The 3,408-nt window shown below is 70.2% G+C and carries 2 protein-coding genes; one reads left to right on the top strand and one right to left on the bottom strand.

Going from position 1 to position 3,408, the window contains the following annotated elements:
* Nucleotides 1–17: 17 nt before the first annotated feature.
* Nucleotides 18–2,582, bottom strand: a complete 2,565-nt coding sequence (gene pepN / locus GKQ77_RS30140) for an aminopeptidase N (RefSeq protein ID WP_219692290.1) — start codon at nt 2,580–2,582, stop codon at nt 18–20.
* Between the two features lie 171 nt (nt 2,583–2,753).
* On the opposite strand from pepN, the gene GKQ77_RS30135 reads away from it, so the two are divergent.
* Nucleotides 2,754–3,395 (top strand): DsbA family oxidoreductase, encoded by a 642-nt coding sequence (locus tag GKQ77_RS30135; protein ID WP_219692289.1) that lies wholly within the window; start codon nt 2,754–2,756, stop codon nt 3,393–3,395.
* The last annotated feature ends 13 nt before the right edge of the window (nt 3,396–3,408 follow it).

The raw sequence follows: 3,408 nt of genomic DNA, 5'->3' as shown, positions 1-3,408 counted from the left end.
GGCGCCCAGAAGGCCCCCTACCCCCCGTCGCAAGCCTGCGCACGCAGCGCGCGGGCGAGGTCGTCTCGGGATTCCAGGACCAGGCGGCGCAGGGCCGGGGGAGCCGAGGCGTGGGTCGTGAGCCACGCGTCCGTCGCCGCCAGCGTGCCCTCGTCGTCCCGCAGGTGCGGGAACAGGCCCCGCACCACATCCATGCCGATCTGGATGGACCGCTCCGACCAGACCCGCTCGATCGCGTCGAAGTACTTGGAGACGTAGGGAGCGACAAGCTCCCGCTGCGACGGCTGCGCGAAACCGGAGATCGTCGCCTCGACCAGCGCGTTCGACAGCGCGTCCGACTCCACCACGGAGGCCCACGCCTGCGCCTTGACCGCCGCCGAGGGCCGCGCGGCCAGACACCGCACCTGGTGCCGCTTGCCGGAAGCCGTGTCGTCCCGGGCCAGCTCGGCCGCGAGGACCTCCTCGTCGGCGGCGCCGTGCGCGGCCAGCGGGCCGAGCAGTGCCCAGCGCAGCTCCTGGTCGATCTCCAGGCCGTCGATCTTGGCCGTACCGGCGAGCAGGCCCTCGAGGAGTTGCAGGTCCGCCGGCGACGAGGCCACCGCCGCGAAGAAGCGTGCCCACGTCAGCTGATGCTGGCTCCCCGGCTCCGCGAGCCGCAGCTCCCGCAGGGCCCCCTCGGCGAGCTCCCGGCCGCCCTCCTCGCGCCAGTCGGGCGCGGCGTAGTGCGTGAGGGCGGAGTTGGTCCACGCGTGCAGCATCTGCAGCACGCCGATGTCGCTCTCCTGCCCGGCGAAGCGCAGCACGAGAGCGATGAAGTCACGGGCGGGCATGAGGCCGTCCCGCGTGAGGTTCCACAGCGCCGACCAGCACAGCGCGCGGGCCAGCGGATCGGTGATGTCGCCCAGGTGCTCCCGCAGCGTCGCGAGGGAGTTCTCGTCGAAGCGGAGCTTGCAGTACGTCAGGTCGTCGTCGTTGGCCAGGACCAGCTCGGGCGCCGCCTCACCGGCGAGCTCGGCCACCACAGTGCGCGGCCCGTCGACGTCGACCTCCGCGCGGGCGTACCGCTCGAGGGCGCCACCGGCCGCCCTGCGGTACAGGCCCACCGCCACCCGGTGCGGTCGCAGCTCGGGGTGGGACTCGGCGGCCTCCTGGAGAACGGACAGCTCGGTGATCCGGCCCTCCGCGTTCAGGATGACCTGGGGGGTCAAGGAGTTGACGCCCGCCGTCTGGAGCCAGGAACGCGACCAGGAGGTCATGTCGCGCCCGGACGTCTCCTCCAGGACCGACAGCAGGTCGCCGAGGACCGTGTTGCCGTAGGCGTGACGCTTGAAGTAGCGCCGGGCGCCCTCCAGGAACGCCTCGCGCCCCACGTACGCGACGAGCTGCTTGAGGACCGAGGCGCCCTTCGCGTACGTGATCCCGTCGAAGTTGAGCTTGGCGTCCTCCAGGTCGCGGATGTCGGCCGTGACGGGGTGCGTGGAGGGCAGCTGGTCGGCGCGGTAGGCCCACGCCTTGCGGTTGTTGGCGAAGGTGATCCAGCCGTTGGTGAAGCGGGTCGCCTCGACCATCGAGAAGGAGCCCATGAAGTCGGCGAAGGACTCCTTGAGCCACAGGTCGTCCCACCACCGCATGGTGACCAGGTCGCCGAACCACATGTGGGCCATCTCGTGGAGGATCACGTTGGCCCGGCGCTCGTACGACGCCTGGGTCACCTTGCCGCGGAAGATGAACTCCTCGCGGAACGTGACAAGGCCGGGGTTCTCCATCGCGCCCAGGTTGTACTCCGGCACGAACGCCTGGTCGTACTTCCCGAAGGGGTAGGGGTAGTCGAAGTTGTCGTGGAAGAAGTCCAGGCCCTGCTTGGTCACCAGGAAGACGTCGTCGGCGTCGAAGTGCGGGGCGAGGCCCTTGCGGCACATCGCGCCGAGGGGGATCTCCAGGCGCGTACCGTCGTCGAGGACGCGCTCGTACGAGTCCGTCACGTAGTGATACGGGCCTGCCACGATCGCCGTGATGTAGGTGGAGATCGGCTTTGTCTCGGCGAACCGCCAGACGCCGTCCGCCAATTCGCCGACGCCGTTCGACCACACCGTCCAGCCTTCGGGGGCCCGCACCTCGAAGCGGTAGGGCGCCTTCAGGTCCGGCTGCTCGAAGTTGGCGAAGACGCGGCGGGCGTCCGCCGGCTCGTACTGCGTGTAGAGATAGACCTCGCCGTCCTCGGGGTCGACGAAGCGGTGCATGCCCTCACCGGTGCGGCTGTAGGCGCACTGGGCGTCCACCACCAGTTCGTTCTCCTCGGCCAGGTCCTCCAGCGTGATCCTGGTGCCGTCGAAGGCCTCGGCGGGGTCCAGGTCCTTGCCGTTGAGCGACAGGGCCGTGACGCTCGGCGCGACCAGGTCCGCGAAGCTCGTGGCGCCCGGCTCGGCGCGGAAGCGGATCGTGGTCACCGAGCGGAACGTGCGCGGCTCCTGACCGCTCTCGCCGAGCGCCGAGCGCAGGTCGAGAAAGACCTCATAGCCATCGACGGACAGCAGCGCGGCCCTCTCGTGGGCCTCGTCGCGGGACAGATTCTCACCGGGCACGGGCGGCACTCCCTTGTGACTCGCATGACGTGTGAGTCGCGATGACTCGCATGACTCGTACGAATGTCTACGATCCTCGCATGTGCCCTTGTCGGCCGACATCCGGGAATGCCCTGGTGGACCCCTGACGTTCCCCTCCCCAGGCGCCGAACACATTCCCTAGGGAGAGACATGTCCGAGAACAACGGCAAGACCCCGGTCGACTTCTGGTTCGACCCGCTGTGCCCCTGGGCGTGGATGACGTCGCGCTGGATGCTGGAGGTCGAGAAGGTCCGCGACGTCGAGGTCCGCTGGCACGTGATGAGCCTCGCCGTCCTGAACGAGGACCGGCTCGACGAGCTGCCCGAGGAGTACCGCGAGATGCTCGCGACCCAGGCCTGGGGCCCGGTGCGTGTCGTCATCGCCGCCCAGCAGGAGCACGGCGAGGAGATCACCGGCAAGCTCTACACCGCGCTCGGCACCCGCTTCCACAACCGTGGCGAGGGCGCCACGCGCGAGGCCGTCGTCGCGGCCCTGGAGGAGGTCGGCCTCCCCGCCGAGCTGGCCGACCACATGGACTCCGACGCGTACGACGCCGAGCTGCGCGCCTCCCACAAGGAGGGCATCGAGAAGGTCGGCCAGGACGTCGGCACGCCCGTCATCGCCGTCCCCGGCGCCGACGGCGAGCAGGTCGCCTTCTTCGGCCCGGTCGTCACCCCGGCCCCCAAGGGCGAGGCCGCGGCGCGCCTGTGGGACGGCACGCTGCTCGTCGCCTCGACGCCGGGCTTCTACGAGATCAAGCGCACGCGCACGCAGGGCCCCATCTTCGACTGACCCACCCCCAGAG

The sequence above is a fragment of the Streptomyces anatolicus genome, assembly GCF_019400875.1.
GTDB lineage: Bacteria > Actinomycetota > Actinomycetes > Streptomycetales > Streptomycetaceae > Streptomyces > Streptomyces anatolicus.
This window is presented reverse-complemented; position numbering and strand designations above follow the sequence as displayed.